This is a genomic window from Methylobacterium sp. Leaf123 (assembly GCF_001423405.1).
In the GTDB taxonomy this organism is placed as follows: Bacteria; Pseudomonadota; Alphaproteobacteria; order Rhizobiales; family Beijerinckiaceae; genus Methylobacterium.
Window position 1 is genome coordinate 49,287 of sequence record NZ_LMNS01000008.1, and the last position, 24,448, is coordinate 73,734.

Genomic DNA, 24,448 nt, shown 5'->3' on the forward strand with positions numbered 1-24,448 from the left:
GGAGCGTCGATCCGAGCGGGCTGCTGTGACGCATCGGCTCAAGGCAGCCTTTCGGGGTGTTCTCCGGTTTCGACCCTTGGGCAGCGCATTCCACGCTGACCCGCCGGCCGCAAAGGTCCGCCGGAGCGTCGCGCGTTCCGATCACGCCAAGAATATCGCACGCCAAGAATATCGCACGCGAAGAACATCTCCGGCAGGGAGGCCGGCCCCATGAATTCCATCCTCGTCGTCGCCTTGATCTGCGCGTCCAGCGTTCAGATGCCCGATTGCTCGCGGGAGACCGCGCTGGACGTGATCATCGGTCCGGCCCACACCCTTCAGGAATGCCTCATCCAGGGCCCGGTCCTGGCCGCGAGCGCGGGCCACGGTTCGGGCGCCGACACCTACGTGAAGACGCGTTGCGAACCGCGGAAGGCGCGATAGATCCTTGTCGTCGCACCCGCTTCTTCCGAAGGACGGCAACCATCCTGCGGGGCCATGCTGTGAGAGGCACCGATGACAGAGGATGACACGGTCGATCCGGCGCGCGCCGTCGCGGTGGGCCTGCGGGCCCGCCTGGCGGTGGTCGAGCGCACGGCATGGTTCGGGTTCATGCACGCGATGCGCGAGCGCCCCGAGGAAACCCAGGCCTTCATCGAGGCCGAGCGCGCGCGATGCCGCGAGGGTTTCGGCAGCGGCGCCTGGGCCAAGGATCTGACGGCGGCCGAGCGGGCGCTCCTCGGCGAAGAGGTCGATGCCGGCCTCGCCCAGCTCGTGGAGGATGCCCGCGCCGAGCTCGGCGACGGCACCTGAACGGCCCCCTCCCCCGCGCCATCCTTTCGCCTTGCGGACATGGCGGGAAGAGTACAGTGTCCCCCGCCAAACCGGGACCGGCCGGAGGAAGCTCCGTCCGTCGGGCCCGCGAAGGAGCCGTGACTGGTGCCCATGTTCGGATACGCCGCCCGCCGGAGCGCCACCGCGCTCACCCTGCTGCTTGCTTCGACCGGTCTCGGCTCCCTGCCGGCCGCGGCCATGCAGCCGCGGGAATCCTCACCGCTCTCCGAATACGAGCCGGCGGAATCGCTCGAGGGCAACTTCCTCTCCGCCTATATCGCCGGCGCCTCGAAGGACACGGCCGCCGCCGCGAGCTACTACCGCGAGGCGGTGAAGGGCGATCCGCGCAACGCCGAGCTTCTGGAGCGCGCCTTCGTGTCGCTCCTCGCCGACGGCGCCATGACCGACGCCTTCCGCGCCGCCGAGCGGCTCGCCACCCGTGAAAGCTCGAACGGTCTCGCCCAGCTCGCCCTCGGCGTGCGCCAGCTCAAGGCCGGCCAGTACGGCCCGGCCCGCCAGAGCTTCGGCCGCAGCGGCCGGGGTGCCGCCGCCGATCTCACCGGCACGCTGCTCACCGCCTGGGCCTATGCCGGCGCCGGCGACGGCAAGCGCGCCTACGAGACGCTGAACCGCCTGCGCGGCGAGCGCTACTTCAACGTGTTCCGCGACTACCATGCCGGGCTGATCGCCTCGGTCATCGGTGACCGGGCGGAGGCCGAGCGCAAGCTGAAGGCGGCCTACGACGCCGACCACAACACCCTGCGCATCGTCGACGGCTATGCCCGCTTCGAGGCCGGCATCGGCCGCACCGATCTCGCCATCGACGCCTATAGCGAGTTCGAGAAGGTGATGCCGCGCCATCCCCTCGTGGTGGACGCCCTCGACAAGCTCAAGGCCGGCAAGCCCCTTAGCCCCCTGATCGCCTCCGCCCAGGAAGGCGCGGCGGAGGTGCTGTACGGGCTCGGCTCGGCCGGCTCGACCCAGGGCGACGAGCTTCCCGCGGTGGTCTACCTGCGGCTCGCGCTCTACCTCGCCCCCGACCACGCCGTCGGTCGGCTGACGCTCGCCGACGCCCTCGACCGCATGAAGCAGGTCGAGCGCTCGAACGAGGCCTACGCGCAGATCCCCGCCGCCTCACCGCTCAAGCTCAACGCCGACATCCAGATCGGCCTCAACCTCGAGCAACTGGGCCGGGGCGACGAGGCGCTCCAGCACCTCGACACCGTGCTCAAGGCGCATCCCGACAACGTCGATGTCATCTCGGCGCTGGGCAATGTGCAGCGCGCCCGGAAAAAGTTCAGCGAGGCGACCGAGACCTATACCCGCGCGATCAACCTGATCGAGCCCGGCCGCGAGGCCAACAATTGGACGCTGTTCTACTTCCGCGGCACCGCCTACGAGCGGGCCGGCGAGTGGCAGAAGGCCGAGGCCGACCTCAAGAAGGCGCTCAGCCTCGTTCCGCCGACCCAGCCGAACGCCAAGGCGCAGGTTCTCAACTACCTCGCCTATTCCTGGGTCGATCGGAACATGAACATCGACGACAGCTTCACCATGCTGAAGCAGGCCGTTGATCTCTCCCCCCGCGACGGCATGATCATCGACAGCCTCGGCTGGGCCTATTTCCGCCTCGGTCGCTGGGACGATGCGGTGCGCGAGCTGGAGAAGGCGGTCGAGCTGAAGCCGGGCGACCCGACCATCAACGACCACCTCGGCGACGCCTATTGGCGCACCGGCCGGCGGCTCGAGGGCAAGTTCCAGTGGCAGCACGCCAAGGATCTGAACCCCGAGCCCGACGAGCTGGCCAAGATCAACGCGAAGCTCAAGGACGGCTTGCCCGAGCCGGACAAGCCGACCGCCACCGCCGAGAACCCGCCCGCGCAGGACCCGGCGCAGACGGTGCCCGCTCCCGTGGCGGCGCCGCACAACGCGGAGAACCCGGAATTGCCGAAGGGCGCCCCCGCCCCGAGCGAGCCGCCGGGCGCCGCGGACAAGAAGCCGGGCAAGTAGAGCACCGGCAGCGAAGCGGCCCGGCATGGGGACAATCCCACCGGCCGCTTCGTCCTAGGGTGGCTGTGACAGCGGAGTTTGACGGATCCTCCGGTTCCCGCGATGTCGGGACGATCCCTCAAAGTCTCCACTTTGCGGCGGCACCTCGGGCTAAGGTCGCGGGCTTCGATTGGCCTTCGAACGGACCGGCCGTCGTCTTGCTCGTTCTCGGCCGTCCGCCTAAGGCAGGGCGCATCCCCTGCCCCTCCGGCCGAGAGCCTTCGTGTCCCTGCTCACCACCCGCGCTCCGGCCAAGATCAACCTGACTCTGCACGTGCTCGGCCGCCGGCCGGGGGACGGCTACCATGCGCTCGAAAGCCTCGTGGCCTTCGCCGAGGTGGCCGACACGCTGGAATTGGTGCCGGGCCCCGATCTCTCGCTGGACATCTCCGGCCCCACCGCCGGGCCGGCGGGACCGCTCGACGACAACCTCGTCCTGCGCGCCGCCCGCCACCTCGCTGCGGGCGTGGACGGCCTGAGGCTCGGCGCGTTCCGCCTGCACAAGCAATTGCCCGTCGCGGCCGGGATCGGCGGCGGATCGTCGGACGCGGCCGCCGCCCTGCGGTTGCTCGCGGAATCGAACGGGCTTTCCCTCGACCACCCGGCGGTGATCACCGCGGCGCGGGCCACCGGCGCCGACGTGCCGGTCTGCCTCGATCCGCGGGCGCGGATGATGCGCGGCGCGGGCGAGGAGATCGGGCCGGTGCTCGGCCTCGCATCCCTGCCGGCGGTGCTGGTCAATCCCGGCGTGCCGGTCGCGACCGCGCCGGTCTTCAAGGCGCTCGGCCTCGCGGTCGGTCAGCGGCTCGACGGCGCCGAGCATCCGGTCGTTGGGGCTGATCTCGATGCCGATGCCGTGCTCGACGCCATCGCGCCGGCCCGCAACGATCTCGAGGCGCCGGCTCTCACCGTCGCCCCGGTGATCGGCGAGGCGCTGGCGCGGCTGCGGGCTCAGGCCGGGTGTCGGCTCGCGCGGATGTCGGGCTCCGGCGCCACCGTGTTCGCGATTTTCTCGGACGATGGCGCGGCGCAGATGGCGGCCGCAGCGATCCGCGCCACGCAGCCGGGCTGGTGGGTCGAGCCGACGCGCCTCACCTGATGCGGTAGCGCGGCGGGCGCTTCAGTGCGCCCGGGCGATGCAGAAATCGACCACCTGCAACAGGGCGGCCTTCATTGGCCCCTGCGGGAATGGCTCCAGAGCCGCGCGGGCCTGATCGCCGTAATGGCGCGCGCGTGCGATCGTGTCGTCCAGGGCGCGATGGCGGCTCAGGATCGCGAGCGCCTGCTGGAGATCGCCCTCCGCCAGATCCTCCCGTTCGAGGGTGCGACGCCAGAAGGCACGCTCCTCGTCCGAGCCGCGGCGCAGCGCCAGCACGATCGGCAGGGTGATCTTGCCCTCGCGGAAATCGTCGCCGACATTCTTGCCGAGTGCCGCGCTGGTGCCGCCGTAATCGAGCACGTCGTCGATGAGCTGGAAGGCGATGCCGAGATTCATGCCGTAGGCGCGGCAGGCCGCCTGCTCCGATTCCGGCCGACCGGCCAGGACCGGACCGACCTCGCAGGCCGCCGCGAACAGCTCCGCGGTCTTGCCGCGGATCACGGCGAGATACTCGTCCTCGCTGGTCTCGATGTTCTTGGCGGCGGTGAGCTGCATCACCTCGCCCTCGGCGATCACGGTGGCCGCTGCGGACAGGATGTCGAGGGCGCGCAGGCTTCCGACCTCGACCATCATGCGGAAGGCTTGGCCCAGCAGGAAGTCGCCGACGAGCACGCTCGCCTCGTTGCCCCACTTGATACGGGCGGCGACACGGCCGCGGCGCATGTCGCTCTCGTCCACCACGTCGTCGTGGAGGAGGGTCGCGGTGTGCATGAACTCGACCGCGGCGGCGAGCTTCACCGCGCCGTCGCCGCTGCTGTAATCGCAGAGATCGGCACAGGCGAGGGTCAGGATCGGGCGCAAGCGCTTGCCGCCCGACGCGATGAGGTGGTTGGCGACCTCGGGGATCATCGCCACGTCGGAGCCGGTGCGCGACAGGATGGTCGCATTCACCCGCTCCATCCCGGCGGCGACGAGGCTCACGAGATCGGTGAGGCTGGCCTCCGGATCGGAGCGGCCTTCATCGAGGGTAACGACGACGCCCAAAGCGCGATGCCTCCGGAAAAAACGCTCGACCGGCACCCTGCCGGAACCCCTGCCCCGCGGCTGCCCCTGTCGCACGGGGCCGGCGGCAGGGCAACACGCGGTCGTGCCGCACGGCTGCGCAAGTTCGTGGACAATGTTACGAGCCGGGATGCCGTGCGCCCGGCCACCGGGTGCGGCCGAAGGGTGATGATGCCGTGAAGGAACTGATCCGCAGCAACGACATCGTCCTGATTGGCTTCGCGCGCTCGCTCCTCGAAGAGGCGGGCGTGCCGCTCTTCGTCGCCGACGAGCATATGAGCGCGCTGGAAGGATCGATCGGCATGTTCGGCCGACGCCTGCTGGTGCCCGACGACCATGCGCCGCAGGCCCGCCGTATCCTGACCGATGCCGGCCTCTCCGCCGAACTACGCGACGAGCCCTGAGTGAGCGCTGAGCCGGATGCCTTCCTCGGCGGTCGCCTGAGGCTGCGTCAGCCGCCCCGCGGCGCCCACCGCGCCGGCACCGATGCGGTGCTGCTTGCCCGCCTTCTGGCTCCCGCGCCGGGCTCCACGCTCTACGATCTCGGCGCGGCGACGGGCGCGGTCGGGCTCGCTGTGGCGCGGCTCTCCGAGGCGGGCCGCGTGGTGCTGGTCGAGCGTGACCCCGATCTCGTCGCCCTCGCCCGCGAGAATGCCTCGGCGAACGGGCTCGACGCCCGTGTCGCGGTGATCGAGGCAGATATCCTGGCGCCGGGGGTGCAGCGCCGGGCGGCGGGCCTGGAGCCGGATAGCGCCGACATCGTGCTGACCAACCCACCCTTCTTCGAGGAGGGCGCGCACCGCCCCTCCCCCGTCCCGCAAAAAGCCTCGGCCCATACCTTCGCGGCCGGCGGGCTCGATCCGTGGCTGAGAACCTGCGCCGACCTGCTGCGCCCCGGCGGACGGCTCGGCTTGATCCACCGGGCCGATGCCCTCCCCGCCTGCCTCGATGCCCTGCGCGGGCGTTTCGGCGATTGCGCCGTCCGCCCCGTTCACGGGCGGGCCGATCGGCCGGCGATCCGCGTCTTGATCGCGGCGGTGAGGGGCAGCCGCGCGCCGTTTCGCCTGCTGCCGCCCCTGGTGCTTCAGGACGAGGCCGGGCGCTTCACCCCGGAAGCCGAGGCGCTGCATCGGGGTGATTCCTGGCCGACGCCGTGACGCCAAGTCCGGGTCGAAACGGGTGCCGTCCGCCGCAATGGATCGGCCGGCGGCCTCCTGCTAACGGAGAACGAACGGGCCTCCTGGGAGGCCGGGCTTCCGCGCATTCTGAAAAAAGGCCGCCATGCCGCTGACCGTCCCGACCTGGATGCGCCGCCTCCTGCCCCGCCGCTTCCGTGAGACCCCGCCGCGGGTCGCCGTGATGCGCCTGAGCGGGGCGATCGGCGCCGTCTCGCCGATCCGGCCGGGCCTCTCCATCGGCAGCGTGGCGCCGAGCCTGGAGCGCGCCTTCACCATGCCGGGCCTGTCGGCGGTGGCGCTCGTCATCAACTCCCCCGGCGGCTCGCCGGTGCAGTCGCACCTGATCTACCGGCGCATCCGGGCGCTGGCTGAGGAGAAGAAGATCAAGGTCTTCGCCTTCGTCGAGGATGCCGCGGCCTCGGGCGGCTACATGATCGCCTGCGCCGCCGACGAGATCATCGCTGACCCCGCCTCGCTCGTCGGCTCCATCGGCGTGGTCTCGGCCGGCTTCGGCTTCGACCGGCTGATCGAGCGCATCGGCATCGAGCGTCGCGTCCACGCCCAGGGCGAGGCCAAGGCGATGCTCGACCCGTTCCGCCCGGAGAGCCCGCAGGACATCGCCCGGCTGAAGGAGATCCAGGCCGATGTGCAGGCCCTGTTCTCCGGCCTCGTGCGCGAGCGCCGCCCGACCCTCGACGCCAGCCGCGACCTGTTCACCGGCGCGGTCTGGACCGGGCGGCAGGCGCTCGACCTCGGCCTCGTCGATGCGCTCGGCGACCTGCGGACGACGTTGCGCGCCCGCTACGGCGAGAAGGTGGATCTGCGGCTCGTGGCCGAGAATCGCGGCTCCTGGCTCGCCCGCCTGCTCCGCCGCGCCGGCCCCGGCCAAACTACGGCCGGACTTCCCGACGCGCTGATCGCGGCGTTGGAGGAGCGTGCCGCCTGGGCCCGGCTCGGGCTGTAGGCTGCCTGCGAGGTTCGCGGTCCGGTTCGGGGCCGCGATCGAAATCAGGATTGTCAGCGCACGCGAACCTCTGTACCGATCGGTCTGTGGTTTACCAATCAGTACAAGAAGGCCTTGCCATGTCGCGCCCGCCGCTTCCGCCCTTCACCGACGAGACCGCTGCGCAGAAGGCGCGCATGGCGGAGGATGCCTGGAACAGCCGCGACCCGGAGCGCGTGGCCCTCGCCTACACGACCGACAGCGTCTGGCGGAACCGCGCCGAGTTCGTTCGGGGCCGCAAGGAGATCGCCGCCTTCCTCCGGCGCAAATGGGCGCGCGAGTTGGAATACCGCCTCATCAAGGAGGTCTGGGCGCATCAGGGCAACCGGATCGCCGTGCGCTTCGCCTACGAGTGGCGCGACGACAGCGGCCAGTGGTTCCGATCCTACGGCAACGAGAACTGGGAGTTCGACGAGGCGGGCCTGATGCGCCGCCGGATCGCCTCCATCAACGACAGGCCGATTGCGGAATCCGACCGGAAGTATCAGTGGCCGCTGGGCCGCCGGCCGGACGACCACCCGTCCTTGAGCGATCTGGGACTGTAGGGCGTGGCCCGTACGGTCGCCGAACGGTCCGACGTGCTGCCGTTGCTCGCGGAGGTGTTTCGCGAGCACGGCTACGAGGGCACGAGCCTGTCGCTGATCTCGAAGGCGACGGGGCTCGGCAAGGGCAGCCTCTATCACTTCTTTCCCGGCGGGAAGGAGGAGATGGCAGGCGCCGTGCTCGCCGAGATCGACGGCTGGTTCGAGGCCCATGTCTTCCGCCCCCTGCGGGAGGCGGACGATCCCGCAACGGCCGTGGCCGCGATGTTCGCGACGGTTGCCGAGTATTTTCGCTCCGGCCGCCGGGTCTGCCTCGTCGGGGCCCTGAGCCTGAGCGACGCCCGCGACCGTTTCGCGGGCCGGCTGCGGGATTACTTCGCCCGCTGGGTCGAAGCCCTTGCTGCAGCTATGGGCCGGGCGGGACATCCCGCGGCGTCCGCCGCCATGCTCGCCGAAGAGGCGGTCGGCGGCATCCAGGGGGCGGTGGTGCTGGCCCGCGCCCTGGATCGACCGGAGGTGTTCGAGCGGATCCTGGCGGGCTTGCGGGCCCGGTGCCTCATCCTAGAGCCGTATCCGACCTGATGGCCTCAGGCCGGCGCCTCTCGATCCTCGTTTGGACGCGCATTCTTCCGACGAACCGGGGGCTACTTCGTCGGAATGCGCTCTGGCCTGAGCCGTTGTCGGCTCAGCGCGCGCAGCCGGTCGGGGCGGCGTAGCCGGAATAGACCACCCGGACCTTGCGAGCGCAGGTCTCGGCGGCCGGCATGGCGGCGACCGGCGCGATCTCGACGGGGGTGACAGCCACGGTCTTCTCGACGATGCCGTTGCCATCCTGCGTGGCGAAAGCGTTCGAGGCGCCCATCATGAGCGACGTGGTGGCGAGCGAGGTCGCGACGAGGGCGGCGAAAACAGTCAAACCCGTGCGCATGATCTGTCCGAAAGTGTTAACCGCTCGCCGCGAGGGCTGGAGCGTGGCTGTTCATTTGTCGTCTTAACTTGGCAGAAACCTTTGCCGTTCCCGCTGTGCGGCCGCGACGTGCAAAATGATGTGCCGGCGCGCACCGGGGCATCGCCAACGGCCCCGTTTGGCCCACGGCCTCGCAAATGGCGGCCGGCGCCCCATATGAGGGGGACCCTCCGCGCAATCCCGTGCTTTGGGCGTTTTTGCGGAGACCGATATGGCTTATTCTTCGGATAAGGGCGGAGCACGCCCCGTGTCAGCGACCGACTTCAACGACCGCGTGAAGCAGTTGCTGGCGGACAAGCCGGCGATCCAGGCCGTGCCGAAGGACCGGACGGCCAAGCGGAACTTCACCCGCTCCGCTCCCCGGGCCTAATGTGAATTCCGACGAAGCGGTGACCGCTTCGTCGAACAATGCGCGTCGAAACGAGGATCGGGAGGCGTCGGCCTGAGGTCATCAGGCCGGTTACGGCTCTCGATAGATGACAGGGGGCGGGCCCCGCAGCGAGTTTGCTTGACACCCCGCCCCCCGCTCTTAAACGGTCCGGCACCTTCCCAGCTGTCGGACTTTCCATGCCGAGCGACGCCGACCTTTCGCCTACACGCTCGTTCCAGGGCCTGATCCTCACCCTGCAGCGCTTCTGGGCGGCCAAGGGCTGTGTGATCCTCCAGCCCTACGACATGGAGGTCGGCGCCGGCACCTTCCACCCGGCCACGACCCTGCGGGCCCTCGGCCCGAAGCCCTGGAAAGCGGCTTACGTGCAGCCCTCGCGGCGGCCGAAGGACGGGCGCTACGGCGAGAACCCGAACCGGCTTCAGCACTACTACCAGTTTCAGGTGATCCTGAAGCCGAACCCGCCGAACCTTCAGGAACTCTACCTCGCCTCGCTGGAGGCGATCGGCGTCGATCTCAAGCTCCACGACATCCGCTTCGTCGAGGACGATTGGGAAAGCCCGACGCTCGGCGCCTGGGGCCTGGGCTGGGAATGCTGGTGCGACGGGATGGAGGTGAGCCAGTTCACCTACTTCCAGCAGGTGGCCGGCTTCGAGTGCGCGCCGGTGGCCGGTGAGCTGACCTACGGCCTGGAACGCCTCGCGATGTACGTGCAGGGCGTCGAGAACGTCTACGACCTCAATTTCAACGGCGGCGAGGGCGACGAGAAGGTCACCTATGGCGACGTCTTCCTGCAGGCCGAGCAGGAATATTCGCGGCACAACTTCGAGGCCGCCGACACGAAGATGCTGTTCCGCCACTTCGCCGATGCGGAGAAGGCCTGCCGCCTCTACCTCGACGCCGGCGCCCCCGAGAGCGAGGGCGCGCGCCACCGCATCGTGCAGCCGGCCTACGACCAGTGCATCAAGGCGAGCCACGTCTTCAACCTGCTCGATGCCCGCGGCGTGATCTCGGTCACCGAGCGCCAGAGCTACATTCTGCGCGTGCGCGAACTGGCCAAGGCCTGCGGCGCCGCATGGCTGAAGACCGACGCCGGCGGGCATTCTGGCGACCGCGCCGCGGCGGCCTGAGCGATGCACCGCCGCTTTGTCCTCGCCGTGGCCCTCGGGCTGCTCACCGGTTCGGCCCTTGCGCAATCCGCGACCGACCCGGTGGAGACCGTGCGGGCCTTCTACGCGGCGGACAACATCAGCGCGGTGCGCTTCTACGCAAAATCACTGCGCACGCTCTACGAGCGCGACCAGGGCGAGGTCGGGCGGCTCGGATTCGCCTTCCATATCAACGGCCAGGACACCGAGCCGGGTTTCGCCAAGTCGCTGGCCCTCGCCCCGCTCTCGAACGAGGGCGACCGGGCCGAGGTGCGGGCGACCTTCCGCAACGGCGGGCCGCAGGAACTGCGCTACAACCTCGTACGCGAGGCGGGCGCCTGGAAGATCGCCAACGTCCGCTCGTTGAAGGGCGAGACCTGGGATCTTGTCGCCATCCTGTCGGCGCCGCTTCAGTAGCGCGCCGAACCGCCCGTCATCGAAGCGACATCGGACGGGCGTAGGCGCGCCGCCTCTTGCAGGCTGATGAGACGCGCCCGATGTCCGACACGCCCGACGCTCCGACCCTCGATGCGGTGATCGCGCACCGCTTCTCCCGGCGCGACCTGATGCGCGGCTCGCTGGCCGCCGCACTCGCCGCCGGAATCGCGCCTCAGGCCATCTCAGCCCCCGCCGACGCCGCTGCCTTCGACTTCCCCGAACTCGCCGCCGGCATCGATGAGCATCTGCATGTGGCCGAGGGCTACGAGGCGAAGCCTCTGCTGCGCTGGGGCGATCCGCTGTTTCCCGACGCGCCGGCCTTCGACCCGCGAAAGCAGAGCAGCCAGAGCCAGGAGCGCCAGTTCGGCTACAACAACGACTTCGTCGGCTTCATCCCGCTCGGCGACGACGGCCGGCGCGGCCTGCTCGTGGTCAACCACGAATACACCAATGCCGAGCTGATGTTTCCCGGCCTCGGTGCCAGCGACCGCAAGGGCGTGATCGCCGCCTTGAGCCCGGAACAGGTCGCGGTCGAGATGGCTGCCCATGGCGGTTCGGTGGTCGAGATCGTCCGCGAGGCGGAGGGTTGGCGCCCGGTGATCGGCTCGCACTACACGCGGCGCATCACGGCGGAGACGCCGATCGCCCTCACCGGCCCGGCGGCCGGCCATCCCCGCCTCAGGACCGAGGCCGACCCGAGCGGCCGGCGCGTGCTCGGCATGGTCAATAACTGCTCGGGCGGCGTCACACCCTGGGGGACGTGGCTCTCGGGCGAGGAGAACATCAACTACTACTTTTCCGGCGTTCTCCCGGCCGGACATGCGGAGACCGGCAACGCGAAGGCGATCGGCCTGGGCAACCCGCAATATGCCTGGAGCCGCTTCCATCCGCGCTTCGATCTCGCGCAGGCGCCGAACGAGCCGAACCGGTTCGGCTGGGTGGTCGAGATCGATCCGTTCGATCCGGGCTCGGCCCCGAAGAAGCGCACGGCGCTCGGCCGGTTCAAGCATGAGGGGGCGGCGGGCGCGCGCGCACTCGACGGGCGCTACGTCGTCTATCTCGGCGACGACGAGCGCTTTCAGCACGTCTACCGCTTCGTCAGCGAGGGCCGTGTGCAGGCCGAGCGCAGGGCCAATGCCGACCTCCTCGATTCCGGCACCCTCAGCGTCGCCCGGTTCGAGCCCGACGGCACCGGCCGCTGGCTGCCTTTGGTGCACGGGGCGAACGGGCTCGATGCGGATAACGGTTTTGCCAGCCAGGCCGACGTGCTGATCGAGGCCCGCCGCGCCGCCAAAAGGCTCGGCGCCACGCCGATGGACCGGCCCGAGGACATCGAGGCGAACCCGCGCACCGGCCGCGTCTATGTGATGCTCACCAACAATTCGAAGCGCGCCGCCGACCAGACCGACCCCGCCAACCCCCGCGGCCCCAACGCCTTCGGCCACGTCATCGAGATCGCCCCCGACGGCACCGACCAAGCCGCCGAGACCTTCCGCTGGGAGGTGCTGGTGCGCTGCGGCGACCCGGCCAAGCCCGAGGTGAAGGCGAGCTTTTCCGCGCTCACCACCGAGAACGGCTGGTTCGGCATGCCCGACAACTGCACCTTCGATGGGCGCGGCCGCCTCTGGATCGCCACCGACGGCAACAACCGCCGCGCCACCGGCCGGGCCGACGGCATCTGGGCGGTGGAGACGGAGGGCCCGCGCCGGGGTACGGCCCGCCACTTCCTGCGGGTGCCGGTGGGCGCCGAGATGTGCGGCCCCTGCTTCACCCCCGATGACGAGACCTTCTTCGTCGCCGTCCAGCATCCCGGCGAGCCCGATGAGGACGGCGCACTCGGCTCCTACGAAAGGCCCTCGACCCGCTGGCCGGATTTTTCACCCGACCTGCCGCCGCGGCCGTCTGTCGTGGCGGTGCGGCGGATGGGCGGCGGGCGAATCGGGTGACGGGGCTGTCATCGCGCGGCTCGGCGTCAGCGATCCAGGGACTTCGCGCGATCGGGAACGGTCGCGCTCTGGATCGCTTCGCGGACGCCTGCGATGACGAACGAGTGGCGGTGACAGACCGGGCGCATCTCCCGTCTCGACGCGGCCCGAACGGGCGGCTATTCCCGCGCGCATGCCTGACCTTCTGCTCGAACTCCGCTCCGAAGAGATCCCCGCGCGCATGCAGCGGCGTGCGGCCGAGGATCTGAAGAAGCTCGTCACCGACGCGCTGGTGGAGCGCGGTTTCCTCTACGAGGGCGCCAAGGCCTTCGCGACGCCGCGGCGGCTGGCGCTGCACGTGGCCGGGCTGCCTGCCCGCGGCGAGGCCGTGCGCGAGGAGCGGCGCGGTCCCCGCGTCGGCGCGCCGGAGGCCGCCGTGCAGGGCTTCCTGAAGAGCGCGGGGCTGTCGAGCCTCGATCAGGCCACCACCGTCACCGATCCGAAGAAGGGCGAGTTCTACCTCGCGGTGATCGAGCGGCCCGGCCGCGAGACGCTGGACGTGCTGGCCGAGATTCTGCCGGGCATCATCAAGAGCTTCCCCTGGCCGAAATCGATGCGCTGGGGCGCGGCCTCGGCGCAGCCCGGAAGCTTGCGCTGGGTGCGCCCGCTGCAATCCATCGTCGCCACCTTCGGCCCCGAGACCGAGACGCCGGAAGTCGTGCCGTTCTCGGTCGATGGCATCACGGCGGGCACGGTCACGCGCGGCCACCGCTTCCTCGCGCCCGAACCCTTCGAGGTGCGCCGCTTCGACGATTACGTGCCGGCGCTGGAGCGCGCCGAGGTGATCCTCGATGCCGACCGGCGCAAGGACATCATCCTGCACGACGCCAAGGATCTCGCCTTCGCCCGCGGCCTCGACCTCGTGGAGGACGAGGGCCTGCTGGAAGAGGTGGCCGGGCTGGTGGAGCGGCCCGTGGTGCTGATGGGCTCCTTTGAGGAGCGCTTCCTGGAGATCCCCGCCGAGGCGATCCGGGCGACGATCCGCGCCAACCAGAAGTGTTTCGTGTTGCGCAAATCCGGCTCGGACGAGCTGGCGCCGGCCTTCGTGCTGGTCTCGAACCTCGTTGCGTCGGATGGCGGCGCTGCGATCACCGCCGGCAACGAGCGCGTGGTGCGGGCCCGCCTCTCGGACGCACGCTTCTTCTGGGAGACCGACAAGGCGACGAAGCTGGAGGACCGCCTCCCAAAGCTCGATTCGATCGTCTTCCACGAGAAGCTCGGCACGCAAGGCGAGCGTGTCGCCCGCATCGCCGCGCTCGCACAGGAAATTGCGCCGCTGGTGGGCGCCGACCCGGCGCTCGCCGAGCGCGCGGCCCGGCTCGCCAAGGCCGACCTCGTCACCGAGATGGTCGGCGAGTTTCCGGAATTGCAGGGCCTGATGGGCCGCAAATACGCGGCGCTTCAGGGCGAGCACCCGAGCGTCGCCGCGGCGATCGAGGAGCATTACAAGCCGGTGGGCCCGAGCGACCGCGTGCCGACCGATCCGGTCTCCATCGCCGTGGCGCTGGCCGACAAGCTCGATACGCTCGTGGGGTTTTGGGCGATCGATGAGAAGCCGACGGGGAGTAAAGACCCGTATGCGCTGCGGCGCGCAGCGTTGGGTGTGACTCGGCTTGTTCTCACGTCTCACTCGCGCATTCATCTGATCGAATTGGCAAAGAAACTGGTTGGAGTTTTCGAAGGAAGCATTTCGGAAGATTCTATATGGCGTGTTGCCGCTACTTCTTCCGATGAATTTGCTACCAAGCCATTTGATCGAGAGGAAATGCTGGCGATGATTGCTAGCGATCTCCTCGCCTTCTTCGCCGATCGCCTCAAAGTTTACCTGCGCGACCAGGGCGCCCGCCACGACCTGATCGACGCGGTCTTCGCCCTACCCGGCCAGGACGATCTGCTGCTCGTCGTCCGCCGCGTCGAGGCGTTGGGCGAATTCCTGAGCACGGATGACGGAAAAAACCTGCTCGCCGGCTACAAGCGCGCGGCCAACATCCTGCGCATCGAGGAGAAGAAGGACGGCCGCGCCTATGACGAGGCCCCCGATGCGGGTCTCGCGGCCTCCGGTGAGCCGGAGGAACGGGCGCTCGCCGAGGCGCTGGCGGCAGCTCGCCACGAGGCCTCTGCCGCAGTCGCAGCCGAGGATTTCGCCGGGGCGATGCGGGCGCTGTCGCGGTTGCGGGCGCCGGTGGACGCCTTCTTCGAGAAGGTCACCGTCAACGCCGACGACCCGGCCCTGCGCAAGAACCGGCTGCTGCTGCTCAACGCGCTCCGCGCGGCCACCCGCGAGGTCGCCGACTTCTCGCGCATCGAGGGCTGACGGGTCCGAGAGGCCGGGTCGGCGCGCCGGCCCAGCCGCTCGGGCGATCCGGGCATCGCGGCGCTCGAGCGTGCGTAACATTTACGCCGCAAGTACAGAGGCGATCGGGGATAACACTCACACGATTTCGAGCTGTGGCTCTTGGGCAATCGTCGTTTGTCCTGAAACATGCTTCAGATCCGGGCCTGTTTCACCCGGCGCGCTTTCCGTCGAAGTGGTTGCCGGTTCGGCAACGGAAAGCGCGTCACAACGAGGGTCCGGAGGCGCCGTCCTGATAGGATCAGGTCGACATCTCTCATGTCGGTCGATGCCCGGTTTCGATCCTCTTGCCTTGATCGACGCGTGTTACGCGGCGGCCGTCGAGCCCGAGACGTGGTCCGACGCGCTCGACGGGATCGCCGATGCGGTCGGGGCCCGCGGTGCGGTGATCGTCTCGCACGATCCCGCGCGCACCGCGCAGACGCTGGCCTCCGAGCGGATCGCCGACGTGAACCTCGATTACGGCGTCGGCGGCTGGTGGCAGCACGACTCACGCATCCGTCTCGGCCGCGAACGCGGCATCATGCGGCCGGGCACGGTCACGGTCGATGAGATGTACCTCACGGCCGAGGAGAAGCGCGCCGACCCGTTCTTCCAGCACTTCATCGACCGGCACCGCCTCGGCAATCTCTGCGCCTATATCGGCGCCGATCCGATGGACCGCCATACCCTGTCGTTCAGCGCTTCGCGCGATGTGCGCAAGGGGCCGTTCGAGGGCGCCGAGATCGAGCGGATGGGTCTCGTCGGCCCGCACGTCATCCGCGCCTTCCGGTTGACGGCGCTCGTCGGCGAGATGCGGCGCGAGGCGGAGGGGCAGACCTCCGCCCTGGAGCGGATGCGGGCCGGCATCGTCGTCCTCGATGCCCGCGGCCGAGTCCATCTCGTCAGCCCGATGGCAGAGGGGCTGGCGGCCGGCTACCTCGCCCTTCGAACCGGTGCCGAGCCGGTGGCGGCAGAGCCTGCCGAGGGCGCACGGTTCGACCGCTTCCTGGCGGATGCTCTGCCGGGACGAATTGGGCCGCGGCAGGACACGATCCTGCTGCGCTGCCGGGCCGGCGGGCGTCCGCTCTATATCGAGGCGCTTCCCTTGCGCGGCGCCGATCCGTTTCCGGTGGCCGGCGCCGGGCTCGGGGGCGGCGTCGTCCTGCTCCTGCGCGACCTGCTGGCGCCGAGCACGCGCCCGATCGAGCCGTTGCTGGAACAGCTCGGCCTCACCCGAGCCGAGGCGCGGGTCGCGGCGATGGTCGGTCGCGGGGCGCCTCCGCGGGAGGCGGCCGAGCAACTCGCCGTCGGCGAGAGCACGGTCCGCAGCCAGCTCAAGGCGGTCTATGGCAAGCTGGCGATCCGTCGGCAGAGCGAGCTGGCGGTCTTCATCACCCGTCTCGACAGCCTCTGACGCGCGCGTTCCCTATTCCGGCTCGTCCCGACGCTGGCGCAGTTCGGGGGCGGGCTGCTCCGGTTCGGCGACCGGCGTGCCCTGGCTCTCCGAGCGGCTCGAATCCACGAAGAGCCGCGCCTCACCCTCGCGCACGCCGAGGCTGCGCAGAGCGTAGGTCATCATCCCGAGCGCCAGCTCCCGCTCGGCCATGAGGACGAGGCCGACGCCGTCCTCCTCCAGCCGGCGCCGCTCGCTGTCGCTATGGGTGCGCACCACGCTGTCGATGCCGGGATTGGTCGCCCGCGCCTTGGTGAGCAGCCGCCGCGCCTGATGCGGGTCGGGCGTCGCGACGACGACGAGGCGGGCGGAGCCGATATCGGCGGCCTCGAGGATTCCGGGCGCCGTGGCGTCGCCGAACACCGCCGGCACGCCCTGGGCGCGCAACTCCTCGACCCGGCGCCGGTCGCGCTCCACCACCACGAAGGGCAGGTTCCAATCCTGCAACGCCTTGCCGATGGCGCTGCCGACGCGGCCATAGCCGATGATCACCGCGTGGCCACTCATGCCCGGCGCGGGTGCGTTGACCGGCAGCGGGCCGGCGGCGCGGCGTTCCAGGCGGCGGCGCAGCTCCGGCCGCTCGCCGAGCCAGCGCGACACCCGGGCGGCCAGGGCGAAGAACAGCGGATTGAGGGTGATCGACAGCAGCGCGCCGCCGAGGATCAGGTCGCGCCCCTCCTCCGGCAGCAGCTTCAGCGAGATGCCGAGACCGGCGAGGATGAACGAGAATTCGCCGATCTGCGCGAGGCTCGCGGCGATGGTGAGCGCCGTGCCGACGGGATGACCGAAGGCGAGCACGATGGCGACGGCCGCCAGCGACTTGCCAAGCACGATGACGCCGACCACACCGAGGATCGAGAGCGGCGCGCGCAGGACGATGCCCGGATCGAACAGCATGCCGACCGAGACGAAGAACAAAACCGCGAAGGCGTCCTGCAACGGCAGGGAATCGGCCGCGGCCTGATGGCTGAGGTCGGATTCGGCGAGCACCATCCCGGCGAAGAACGCGCCGAGCGCGAAGGACACGCCGAACAGCTCGGAGGAGGCGAAGGCGATGCCGACGGCGCTCGCCAACACGGCCAGGGTGAACAGCTCGCGTGAGCCGGTGCGGGCGGCCAGACCCAGCAGGTAGGGAATGAGGCGCCGCCCACCGACCAGCATCACGGCGACGAACACGCCGACCTTGGCGAGTGTCAGCCCGAGCGTCACCCAAAGGCCGTGCTCCGGCGGGCCGTGATGGCCGGCGGCCTGCATCGCCTCGCCGCCGAGCGAGGGCGCGAGCGCGGGCAGCAGCACCAGGGCCACCACCATGGCGAGATCTTCGACGATCAGCCAGCCGACGGCGATGCGGCCCTTGTCCGTGTCGAGAAGCCCCTGCCCTTCGAGCGCCCGCAGCAGCACGACGGTGCTCGCCACCGAGAGCGCCAGCCCGAAGACGAGGCCCGCCCCGGGGCCCCAGCCGAACCCCCAGGCGAGCGCCGCGCCCATGGCGGTCGCGACCGTGATCTGCACGATCGCGCCCGGCAGGGCGATGGTGCGGACGGCGAGCAGGTCCCCGATGGAGAAGTGAAGGCCGACGCCGAACATCAGCAGGATGACGCCGAGTTCGGCGAGCTGGCTCGCGAGCGCCGGATTGCCGACGAAGCCCGGCGTGAACGGGCCGATGGCGATGCCGGCGACGAGGTATCCGACGAGCGGCGGAAGCCGCATCCGCTGGGCCAGCATGCCGCCGATGAACGCGCAGACCAGCCCCAGCGCGATGATCGAGATGAGTTCGGTGGCGTGCTGCAACGCGCTTCTATCCTCCTGGGGCAGGAGCCGGCCCCAGGATCAGATAAGGCAAATCACGGTCCCGTGTCCGCAACAGCGATGCGGCGGATGCACGGTTCCTGTCGATCCATCACGCCTTCATGCGGACATAGGTGCCCGGTGCCGGCGCGAGGGACGGCAGCGCCCCGGTTCCCGGAATGCGCGCGGGCACGCGCTCGGGCGCCTGCTCCTCGAGCCACTTGAACCAATAGGGCCACCACGAGCCGGGATGCTCCGTCGCCGCCTCGACCCAATCCTCGAAGCGGCCCCTCGCCGGACCGCCGGTGCGAAAGCCGTATTTGGCCTTGGGGCCGGGCGGGGCGACGACGCCGGCGATGTGGCCCGATCCCGCCAGCACGTAATCCACCTTGCCGCCGAACTTGGCCGACCCTTCGAAGACCGAGAGCGCCGGGGCGATGTGGTCCTCGCGGGTGGCGAGGTTGAAGACCGGCACCTTCACCTTCTTGAGGTCGAGGCGCACGTTGCCGAGCACCATCTGCCCCTTGGCGAGCGTGTTGTTGAGGTAGCAATTGCGCAGGTAGAACGAGTGGTTGGCCGCGGGCATCCGCGTGGCGTCCGCGTTCCAGTAGAGCAGGTCGAAGGCGGCCGGCGCCTTGCCGCGCACGTAGTTGTTGACGACGTAGGACCAGATCAGGTCGTTGGGCCTGAGCATGTTGAAGGCGTTGGCCATGCGCGCGCCTTCCAGATAGCCGTTTTCGGCCATCCGCTCCTCGATCGCCTTGATCTGTCCCTCGTCGGCGAAGACCTTGAGGTCGCCGGCATGGGTGAAATCGACCTGCGTGGTGAGGAAGGTCGCGCTCTTGATCCGGCGGTTGCCGGTCGCCGCCTGGTAGGCCAGCGTGACGGCGAGCAGGGTGCCGCCGACGCAGTAGCCCGCCGCCGCGACATCGGTCTCGCCGGTCGCCACGCCGATCATGTCGATGGCGGTCTCGATGCCCTCCCGCATGTAGGACTCGAAGTCCTTGTCGCGGTGGCGCTCGTCCGGGTTCACCCAGGAGATCACGAACACCGTGATCCCCTGAGAGACCATCCAGCCGATGAGGCTCTTCTGCGGGTTGAGATCGAGGATGTAGAACTTGTTGATCCAGGGCGGCACGATCAGCAGCGGTCGCTTCAGGACCGTCTCGGTCACCGGCGCGTACTGGATCAACTCCATCAGATCGTTGCGGAAGATGACCTCGCCGGGGGTCACCGCCACGTCCTTGCCGAAGGTGAAGGCGGACAGGTCCGTCTGCCGCACCCGGAGCTGACCGCCGCCGGCTTCCAGATCCTCCTGCAGCATCTTCATGCCGCGCATCAGGTTGGCGCCCCCCTCCTCCAGCGTCTGGCGCAGGAGTTCGGGGTTGGTCATCACGAAGTTCGAGGGCGAGTAGGCCGAGAGGAGCTGGCGCAGGTAGAACTCCGCCTTGTGGCGGGTGTGTTCATCGATGCCGTCGGCGGTCTCGACCATTTCCTCGGCCCAGCGGCCGAGGAGCAGATAGCTCTGCTTGATCAGGTCGAAGACCGGATTCGCGGTCCAATCGGCATGGGCGAAGCGCTTGTCCGTGGGCGGGGGCTGGACGATCGGCTGGGTGGCGGCACCCTGCATCCGGGTCAGGGTCGAGGCCCAGAGCGCGGCGAAGGACTGGCCGAGCTTGGTCTGAGCCTGGAGCGCCTTCTCGGGATCTTTCAGCCATGTCTCCGCGACCCGCGTGAGGGTGCGGGTCATCTCGTCGATCTCGCCGGCGCCCTGCATCTTCGCGCCCGAGAGCAAGGCGCCCTGGCCCGCCTGCTCGAACGGCTTCAGCGAGGCGGCCGCCGATTGCCGGAACACCTCCGCGAGTTGATTCGCGTTGCGCGCGATGGTCTCGAAATCCGGCGCTGCCGGGTTCGTCCGCTCCGTGGCCACGCGACACGTCCTCCCAAGGTCCGCCCGCATCCCGCCCCGTGGGACGGCCCGAGCCTCGTTTCCGACAAATTAACGCTCCACCCCGCAGAAGTCGCCCGCCCCGGGCTCCATTTTCAGACCGTTGTCATGATCGTGCGCCGCACCGTCCGCGCCATCGCCCTCGTCGTGCCGGTTTTCGCCGTCGCGGCGTCGACCGGGGGCTGTTCCAGCGACGTGAATCCGCTGAAGGCGGCGATGGTCGGTGCGGGCTCCGGCATCAAGCCGGTGGAGGCCCCCGATTTCGTGGCGCAATCCCGCAAGAGCGATGCGGGCTACATGCCGGTGGGCGAATCGGCACCCCAGCGCGCCGTCCGCGCCCGCAATTCCGCCGGACAGAGCGCCCTCCAGGCTGAATTGGAAGGGGCGCGCAATCGCAACGAATCCAAGGGGCGCGCGGCGGAAGGGGCAGCCAAGAATGCCGCCCAGGGGCTGGCGCCCAACCCGGTGGAATGAGCGTTCCGCCCCGATCCCCGCGGGGCATCGCGATTTTTAAGTCGGCGCGCGAACGCGTCGATGGTAAACAGGCAGGCTCCTCACCGCCGACGCATCCTCGCGGGAGGATCAGTTCCGCGACACCGGACAGACCGACGCCATGACCGATTTCCACCGCATCAAGCGCCTTCCGCCTTACGTCTTCGAGCAGGTGAACCGGATCAAGGCCGCCGCCCGAGCCCGCGGCGCCGACATCATCGATCTCGGCATGGGCAATCCCGATCTCGATGCGCCGCGCCACGTCATCGAGAAGCTCGTCGAGACTGCCGGCAAGCCGCGCACCGACCGCTACTCTGCCTCCAAGGGCATTGCCGGCCTGCGCCGCGCCCAGGCCGGCTACTACCAGCGCCGCTTCGGGGTGAGCCTGAACCCGGACACGCAGGTCGTGGCGACGCTCGGCTCGAAGGAGGGCTTCGCCAACATGGCGCAGGCGATCACGGCGCCGGGCGACGTGGTGCTGGTGCCGAACCCGAGCTACCCGATCCACGCCTTCGGCTTCCTGATGGCGGGTGGCGTGATCCGCTCCGTGCCGGCCGAGCCGACCCCGGCGATGTTCCCGGCGCTCGAGAAGGCGGTCGTTCACTCGATCCCGAAGCCGGTGGCGCTCGTCGTCTGCTACCCCTCGAACCCGACGGCCTATGTCGCGAGCCTCGATTTCTACCGGGATCTCGTGGCCTTCGCCAAGAAGCACGAGCTGATCCTGCTCTCGGATCTCGCCTATGCCGAGGTCTATTTCGACGATAACAACCCGCCGCCCTCCGTGCTGCAGGTGCCGGGCGCCATCGACTGCACGGTCGAGTTCACCTCGCTGTCGAAGACGTTTTCGATGGCGGGCTGGCGCATGGGCTTTGCCGTCGGCAACGAGCGCCTGCTCGCGGCGCTGACGCGGGTGAAATCCTACCTCGATTACGGCGCCTTCACGCCGATCCAGGTGGCGGCGACCGCCGCGCTCAATGGGCCAGACGACTGCATCAAGGAGATGCGTGCGACCTACAAGAAGCGCCGCGACGCCCTGATCGAGTCCTTCGGCAAGGCCGGCTGGAAGCTGCCGCCGCCCGAAGCCTCGATGTTCGCCTGGGTGCCGATCCCGGAGAAATTCCGGGAGCTCGGCAGCCTGGAATTCTCCAAGCTGCTTCTGGAGAAGTCGGATGTCGCCGTGGCGCCGGGGATCGGCTTCGGCGAGCACGGGGACGACTACGTCCGCATCGCGCTCGTTGAGAACGAGCAGCGCATCCGGCAGGCGGCCCGCAACGTCCGCCGCTTCTTCGACAACGCCGACCGCACGCTCCACAACGTCGTGCCGTTGCAGAAGGCGGTCTAACTAACGCGTGGCGCCGGCCCCGACCGATGGGCGGGGCCGGCGCGTTTGCGGTGGACGAACCGCGTCGGACGTTGTTGCGGCGGGGCGACAGGGCCGGGCAATCGGCCCTGTCCGGGCGGGCATCGGCCGGGGGAAGCTTGTCAGCAGGCATCCGACTCCGCAGGGTCGTCTCCGGTTTTGCCGCCGGGTCGTCCCGGCGGACGGACGCGTTTCGAGGTTCCGCATGCGCCGCCTGAAGCTCTTCGCCGCCCTGGCGCTCGCCGGCGCCGCCGCCGGAGCCTGCGCGCCCCACCCGATCGTGGCGCGCGATCCCGTGCCCGCCCCCTCCCCCGAGGAGGCCTATTCCTGCAGCTCGACGCCGCTCCCGCTGAACGCCTACAAATCCGATTGCACCCCGATGGTGCGCGAACCGCGCGCTGTCCTGCAATCGAAAGGATAAGGCGACGTTTGTGGAGGGCCGCGCGCGCCGGGCCTCCGCACGTCAACGTTTCCTTGTCACGTTCCGGGGTCTGATCGTACCCTCGAGACGTCAGTCCGAGCCGCTCCCGATTGCGCTGCAATCCCGATCGGCTCATGTCCTGTTTTGATGCGTTCTCACGGGTCGGAGCGATTTTCGCTTCGGTCGGAAGAGCGCTCCGACGACGGAGCAAGCCCATGGCCCGTGCCCGCCTCCTCCTTGCCGCCGCCCTCTTCGGGCTCGCCGCCCAGGGGGCTTCCGCCCAGAGCGTGCAGGATCGCCCCTACGGCGAGGCGCGCGGGCCGACGGTGTATGAGGTCGATCCCGAGAGCGGCCGCTTCCGGGGCCCGCCCATCAGCACCGACGGTCAGGATCTGCGCGCCATCGGCGCCGTGCCGGTGCCGACCGTGATGAACGGCGGCGGCTTCGGCCTCACCGGCAACGACTATTACGGCAATGTGCTCCTCGCGACGCCGCAGGGCCCGCGCCGCGCCTCGGACGGCTACGTCCTGGCCCCTGCCTACCGCGCTCCGCCGCTGCGCTGAGGCGTTCGCTTCGGGGCGCCCGGCTTCGCGGTCCGACGGATGTTGCGACCGAGCGCGCGGTTCTCTGCACGCGGTGCAGGGTCGCGCTCGGTCTCCGCTTGGGGCTTTTGTCTCCGCAACTGGCCGGCGTGGAGAAATCAGAGCAGGCGTCCCGCATGCCTCCAATCACACTGCCTGACAGCGTGTTTGCGACGCAGGTCCGTGGCGAGAGGCCCGAGGCCGATCCGCGCCACGTCTCGTGGTGCCAAGTCCGATGATGTTTCGATCCGTGAGGGAGCGAACATCGATGATGATCTTCGAACTTCTAGTCAGTTTCTCCCGCTCATATTAGGTCGGCTTCTTCGCATCATTGCCGAGGCCCGAATTTCGGTAAGTACCGGTAAAAGCGTTGCTTACCGTACGGCCCATCTCATCGGCGGAAATTGCCTCTCCGCTTGGTGGCAGCAGTACATAAGGCAGAGGTCGGAGGCCAGGAAATATGTTCGCTTCCCGCGTTTGCTGGAAATAGCGATGCCCAAAAAATCCCCGATAACGTCTCCGTTAGGGCAATATATTTTTTAACCATCTTATGTGATGGGAGCGTATCGATAAAGTGCTGCATCTTCATATTTGAAGGTGGGGCGGAATTTTGCATCTATTCGAAGCTGCAAGCCGCCGCCGAGCACGACGTGCTTGGGATACTTTCATTGTAACCTATGAAACTTGAGGTGCCGGCACGACTCCGCTATCTCCCGATCCCGATCGCCGCAGGCCGGGCCAGCACTATCCCGGCGGCAATGACGCGATCTCCGACACCGTTCGATCAGGTCATGCGCCTCGTACCAGCCTTTCGAACCAGCGCGAGCCTTACCGTTCCGGCGGGCCGAACCCGGTCCCGAGGCTGCGATAGGGGCAGCCAAGTCGGTCGAGCCGAAGCGCGCCTCCGATCCGCCGTCGGCCCTTGGGGGGCGGCAATCCAACTCGTGTGTTGTAAGCTTTGCGAGGTGCGTCGTGTACACGTTGCGTGACGATCTCGACGGCCTGCGCTTGGCGGCGCCGGACAGTCCAGATGTCTGGCTGGTCTTCGGAGGCCGGCGGCACCGGGTCGCGAGTCCGACCGTCTACCAAGCTCTGTTCGCGGGGCCGGACGATCTCACTTTCAGCGAGGAGATCCCGTCGATCACGATGGGGCCGGAGCTGAACGACGGCACCTGCCTCGTCCGTCCCATCGGCTCGCACGCCATCTTTCTCGTCACCGGTCGCGCCCCGCCGCGCAGGTATCATATTCCGACCTATGAGAGCTTTACCGATTTCGGCTTCAACGAGCAGGCGGTGATCGACGTGCCCGCCTTGATCCTCGACGCGGTCGAACTCGGGGGCGAACTGACCAGCACCTTTGATCGGACGCGCCGGGCGCCGGCCTCGACGGAAGAGGGATAG

Annotated in this window: 24 protein-coding genes; 20 read left to right on the forward strand and 4 right to left on the reverse strand. The window is 69.1% G+C overall.

Annotated features, from left to right (window positions below; all coding sequences use genetic code 11):
• The first annotated feature begins 210 nt into the window (after positions 1-210).
• From ASF53_RS08020 to ASF53_RS08035, 4 genes are all read left to right on the forward strand, one after another.
• Complete coding sequence (locus tag ASF53_RS08020; RefSeq protein WP_056196686.1) at positions 211-423, forward strand: hypothetical protein; 213 nt, start codon at positions 211-213, stop codon at positions 421-423.
• A gap of 72 nt (positions 424-495) precedes the next feature.
• Positions 496-792, forward strand: a complete 297-nt coding sequence (locus ASF53_RS08025) for a hypothetical protein (protein WP_056196688.1) — start codon at positions 496-498, stop codon at positions 790-792.
• 132 nt (positions 793-924) lie between these two features.
• Positions 925-2,820: a tetratricopeptide repeat protein gene (locus tag ASF53_RS08030; protein ID WP_056196691.1), complete on the forward strand. Its 1,896-nt coding sequence runs from the start codon at positions 925-927 to the stop codon at positions 2,818-2,820.
• A gap of 262 nt (positions 2,821-3,082) precedes the next feature.
• Positions 3,083-3,958, forward strand: a complete 876-nt coding sequence (locus ASF53_RS08035; RefSeq protein ID WP_056196693.1) for a 4-(cytidine 5'-diphospho)-2-C-methyl-D-erythritol kinase — start codon at positions 3,083-3,085, stop codon at positions 3,956-3,958.
• Between the two features lie 21 nt (positions 3,959-3,979).
• Here ASF53_RS08035 and ASF53_RS08040 read toward each other — a convergent pair whose 3' ends face one another.
• Complete coding sequence (locus tag ASF53_RS08040) at positions 3,980-5,002, reverse strand: polyprenyl synthetase family protein (protein WP_056196697.1); 1,023 nt, start codon at positions 5,000-5,002, stop codon at positions 3,980-3,982.
• A gap of 194 nt (positions 5,003-5,196) precedes the next feature.
• Here ASF53_RS08040 and ASF53_RS08045 point away from each other — a divergent pair, with 194 nt between their 5' ends.
• From ASF53_RS08045 to ASF53_RS08065, 5 genes are all read left to right on the forward strand, one after another.
• Positions 5,197-5,424: a putative signal transducing protein gene (locus ASF53_RS08045; RefSeq protein ID WP_056196796.1), complete on the forward strand. Its 228-nt coding sequence runs from the start codon at positions 5,197-5,199 to the stop codon at positions 5,422-5,424.
• Positions 5,425-6,177 carry a tRNA1(Val) (adenine(37)-N6)-methyltransferase gene (locus ASF53_RS08050; protein ID WP_056196700.1) on the forward strand — a complete coding sequence of 251 codons (753 nt, stop codon included), beginning with the start codon at positions 5,425-5,427 and terminating at the stop codon, positions 6,175-6,177.
• A 124-nt stretch (positions 6,178-6,301) separates the two neighbouring features.
• Positions 6,302-7,162, forward strand: a complete 861-nt coding sequence (locus tag ASF53_RS08055) for a S49 family peptidase (RefSeq protein ID WP_056196703.1) — start codon at positions 6,302-6,304, stop codon at positions 7,160-7,162.
• Between the two features lie 119 nt (positions 7,163-7,281).
• On the forward strand, positions 7,282-7,746 hold the full coding sequence (locus ASF53_RS08060; protein ID WP_056196707.1) for a nuclear transport factor 2 family protein: 465 nt from the start codon (positions 7,282-7,284) through the stop codon (positions 7,744-7,746).
• A 3-nt stretch (positions 7,747-7,749) separates the two neighbouring features.
• Positions 7,750-8,325, forward strand: a complete 576-nt coding sequence (locus ASF53_RS08065) for a TetR/AcrR family transcriptional regulator (RefSeq protein WP_056196711.1) — start codon at positions 7,750-7,752, stop codon at positions 8,323-8,325.
• A 103-nt stretch (positions 8,326-8,428) separates the two neighbouring features.
• Here ASF53_RS08065 and ASF53_RS08070 read toward each other — a convergent pair whose 3' ends face one another.
• Entirely contained in the window at positions 8,429-8,671 is a 243-nt protein-coding gene (locus ASF53_RS08070; RefSeq protein ID WP_056196713.1) for a hypothetical protein, read from the reverse strand.
• Positions 8,672-8,957: 286 nt separating this feature from the next.
• Here ASF53_RS08070 and ASF53_RS26570 point away from each other — a divergent pair, with 286 nt between their 5' ends.
• The 6 genes from ASF53_RS26570 to ASF53_RS08095 all read left to right on the forward strand — a co-directional run bounded on the left by ASF53_RS26570 (position 8,958) and on the right by ASF53_RS08095 (position 16,418).
• Positions 8,958-9,080, forward strand: a complete 123-nt coding sequence (locus ASF53_RS26570; protein WP_256371246.1) for a hypothetical protein — start codon at positions 8,958-8,960, stop codon at positions 9,078-9,080.
• Between the two features lie 197 nt (positions 9,081-9,277).
• The gene (locus ASF53_RS08075) at positions 9,278-10,228 is read left to right on the forward strand and encodes a glycine--tRNA ligase subunit alpha (RefSeq protein WP_056196716.1); all 951 of its coding nucleotides are present in this window, start codon (positions 9,278-9,280) and stop codon (positions 10,226-10,228) included.
• A 3-nt stretch (positions 10,229-10,231) separates the two neighbouring features.
• Positions 10,232-10,663 carry a DUF3828 domain-containing protein gene (locus ASF53_RS08080; RefSeq protein ID WP_056196719.1) on the forward strand — a complete coding sequence of 144 codons (432 nt, stop codon included), beginning with the start codon at positions 10,232-10,234 and terminating at the stop codon, positions 10,661-10,663.
• Positions 10,664-10,743: 80 nt separating this feature from the next.
• Entirely contained in the window at positions 10,744-12,630 is a 1,887-nt protein-coding gene (locus tag ASF53_RS08085) for a PhoX family protein (RefSeq protein ID WP_056196721.1), read from the forward strand.
• Between the two features lie 220 nt (positions 12,631-12,850).
• Positions 12,851-14,983, forward strand: coding sequence for a glycine--tRNA ligase subunit beta (gene glyS, locus ASF53_RS08090; RefSeq protein ID WP_502690567.1), 2,133 nt, complete (start codon positions 12,851-12,853; stop codon positions 14,981-14,983).
• Positions 14,984-15,314: 331 nt separating this feature from the next.
• Positions 15,315-16,418 (forward strand): helix-turn-helix transcriptional regulator, encoded by a 1,104-nt coding sequence (locus tag ASF53_RS08095; RefSeq protein ID WP_286134225.1) that lies wholly within the window; start codon positions 15,315-15,317, stop codon positions 16,416-16,418.
• Positions 16,419-16,430: 12 nt separating this feature from the next.
• On the opposite strand, the gene ASF53_RS08100 is transcribed toward ASF53_RS08095, so the two are convergent.
• Entirely contained in the window at positions 16,431-18,248 is a 1,818-nt protein-coding gene (locus tag ASF53_RS08100) for a cation:proton antiporter domain-containing protein (RefSeq protein ID WP_056196731.1), read from the reverse strand.
• A 109-nt stretch (positions 18,249-18,357) separates the two neighbouring features.
• On the reverse strand, positions 18,358-20,175 hold the full coding sequence (locus ASF53_RS08105) for a PHA/PHB synthase family protein (RefSeq protein WP_056196734.1): 1,818 nt from the start codon (positions 20,173-20,175) through the stop codon (positions 18,358-18,360).
• A gap of 126 nt (positions 20,176-20,301) precedes the next feature.
• Between ASF53_RS08105 and ASF53_RS08110 the strand changes: the two genes are divergently transcribed.
• From ASF53_RS08110 to ASF53_RS08130, 5 genes are all read left to right on the forward strand, one after another.
• On the forward strand, positions 20,302-20,667 hold the full coding sequence (locus tag ASF53_RS08110) for a hypothetical protein (RefSeq protein WP_056196739.1): 366 nt from the start codon (positions 20,302-20,304) through the stop codon (positions 20,665-20,667).
• A 139-nt stretch (positions 20,668-20,806) separates the two neighbouring features.
• The gene (locus tag ASF53_RS08115) at positions 20,807-22,027 is read left to right on the forward strand and encodes an LL-diaminopimelate aminotransferase (protein ID WP_056196743.1); all 1,221 of its coding nucleotides are present in this window, start codon (positions 20,807-20,809) and stop codon (positions 22,025-22,027) included.
• A 223-nt stretch (positions 22,028-22,250) separates the two neighbouring features.
• A complete protein-coding gene (locus tag ASF53_RS08120) occupies positions 22,251-22,466 on the forward strand; it encodes a hypothetical protein (protein WP_056196746.1) in 216 nt (71 codons plus the stop codon).
• A gap of 215 nt (positions 22,467-22,681) precedes the next feature.
• On the forward strand, positions 22,682-23,029 hold the full coding sequence (locus tag ASF53_RS08125) for a hypothetical protein (protein WP_056196749.1): 348 nt from the start codon (positions 22,682-22,684) through the stop codon (positions 23,027-23,029).
• Between the two features lie 990 nt (positions 23,030-24,019).
• Positions 24,020-24,448 (forward strand): hypothetical protein, encoded by a 429-nt coding sequence (locus tag ASF53_RS08130; protein ID WP_056196752.1) that lies wholly within the window; start codon positions 24,020-24,022, stop codon positions 24,446-24,448.

Coding starts and splice junctions, on each gene's coding strand:
- ASF53_RS08030 (WP_056196691.1), top strand. CDS start 925: ATGTTCGGATACGCCGCCCGCCGGAGCGCCACCGCGCTCACCCTGCTG.
- ASF53_RS08085 (WP_056196721.1), top strand. CDS start 10,744: ATGTCCGACACGCCCGACGCTCCGACCCTCGATGCGGTGATCGCGCAC.
- ASF53_RS08110 (WP_056196739.1), top strand. CDS start 20,302: ATGATCGTGCGCCGCACCGTCCGCGCCATCGCCCTCGTCGTGCCGGTT.
- ASF53_RS08120 (WP_056196746.1), top strand. CDS start 22,251: ATGCGCCGCCTGAAGCTCTTCGCCGCCCTGGCGCTCGCCGGCGCCGCC.
- ASF53_RS08055 (WP_056196703.1), top strand. CDS start 6,302: ATGCCGCTGACCGTCCCGACCTGGATGCGCCGCCTCCTGCCCCGCCGC.
- ASF53_RS08070 (WP_056196713.1), bottom strand. CDS start 8,671: ATGCGCACGGGTTTGACTGTTTTCGCCGCCCTCGTCGCGACCTCGCTC.
- ASF53_RS08060 (WP_056196707.1), top strand. CDS start 7,282: ATGTCGCGCCCGCCGCTTCCGCCCTTCACCGACGAGACCGCTGCGCAG.
- ASF53_RS08075 (WP_056196716.1), top strand. CDS start 9,278: ATGCCGAGCGACGCCGACCTTTCGCCTACACGCTCGTTCCAGGGCCTG.
- ASF53_RS08025 (WP_056196688.1), top strand. CDS start 496: ATGACAGAGGATGACACGGTCGATCCGGCGCGCGCCGTCGCGGTGGGC.
- ASF53_RS08080 (WP_056196719.1), top strand. CDS start 10,232: ATGCACCGCCGCTTTGTCCTCGCCGTGGCCCTCGGGCTGCTCACCGGT.
- ASF53_RS08020 (WP_056196686.1), top strand. CDS start 211: ATGAATTCCATCCTCGTCGTCGCCTTGATCTGCGCGTCCAGCGTTCAG.
- glyS (WP_502690567.1), top strand. CDS start 12,851: ATGCAGCGGCGTGCGGCCGAGGATCTGAAGAAGCTCGTCACCGACGCG.
- ASF53_RS08125 (WP_056196749.1), top strand. CDS start 22,682: ATGGCCCGTGCCCGCCTCCTCCTTGCCGCCGCCCTCTTCGGGCTCGCC.
- ASF53_RS08115 (WP_056196743.1), top strand. CDS start 20,807: ATGACCGATTTCCACCGCATCAAGCGCCTTCCGCCTTACGTCTTCGAG.